The organism is Bowmanella yangjiangensis (genome assembly GCF_017255015.1).
Classification (GTDB): Bacteria; Pseudomonadota; Gammaproteobacteria; order Enterobacterales; family Alteromonadaceae; genus Bowmanella; species Bowmanella yangjiangensis.
The window spans coordinates 1-782 of sequence record NZ_JAFKCS010000375.1; the positions used below are offsets into that span (position 1 = coordinate 1).

The following is a 782-nucleotide window of genomic DNA, read 5'->3' on the forward strand; positions in this document are numbered from 1 at the left end:
TCCCGATCTGATTGCCTGAGGAACCAGCATGGCAAATTCTTTCCGGTCCTTTGTATTCAAGATGCGCTTCAACAAAAGTGCGATCGCTGAGGTGCCCCATGAGGAGCAGTTGGAGCGCATACACCGCTACCTGGGCGCGTTGGGCCAGTTACATCCGCTTCTTGGCAAATGGTATTTACAAGGTGCCTCAGTTCAGGACGCGTTGCGCAGTGACGTGCTGAGCGCCCCCAAGCGTTGTCCGAGGCTGCCGCCGCAAGTTTCGACGCCGAGTATCCAACATGGCTGTCCGTAGCTGTGTGGAATGGACAGGAAGATCCGCTGCGGGGAGGCTTGGCCTTCAGCTACGACGCACACGACATGGAATCCATATCCAGCATGGATTTCGAAGATGCCGGAGCGCTGGTATCAGCTCTTGAGAACCCACGTCCGGAGTTGGTGGAAATGCTTCGCCTAGCGGTGTCCATCTGGCCGGAAATCGATTGGGGCGTAATCGCTCCCGACAGGTACTACCTGGATGGCCAAACCTTCTCCAACCGTCAAACCATCGGCTGGATAGGTTTCTGTCCACACCCGCTAGATCCCAGCGCTTTCTCAGATGCAGACGAGCTGATCGACATACCAGGTCGCCGCACAATTCTGGTGAGCAGTGCTCAGGTTATGGATGAACGCAATAGAGAGCACTTCCGAAGTGTCGGCGCGCTGGACACAAAGCTCGTCGAGCTGGGCTATCTACCCTTGTTTAACAACTGACGTCGGCCAACATCCTGAGCTACGTTTGGGTT

Annotated in this window: 2 protein-coding genes; both read left to right on the top strand. The window is 55.8% G+C overall.

From position 1 onward, the window contains the following. Positions 1–28: 28 nt before the first annotated feature. Positions 29–292, top strand: coding sequence for a hypothetical protein (locus J0A65_RS24640; RefSeq protein WP_206596877.1), 264 nt, complete (start codon positions 29–31; stop codon positions 290–292). 65 nt (positions 293–357) lie between these two features. Continuing rightward, positions 358–750, top strand: a complete 393-nt coding sequence (locus tag J0A65_RS24645; protein WP_206596878.1) for an Imm52 family immunity protein — start codon at positions 358–360, stop codon at positions 748–750. The last annotated feature ends 32 nt before the right edge of the window (positions 751–782 follow it).

What these genes read in the sequence shown, in the direction of transcription:
- J0A65_RS24640 (WP_206596877.1), top strand. Translation starts at nt 29, where the DNA reads ATGGCAAATTCTTTCCGGTCCTTTGTATTCAAGATGCGCTTCAACAAA.
- J0A65_RS24645 (WP_206596878.1), top strand. Translation starts at nt 358, where the DNA reads ATGGAATCCATATCCAGCATGGATTTCGAAGATGCCGGAGCGCTGGTA.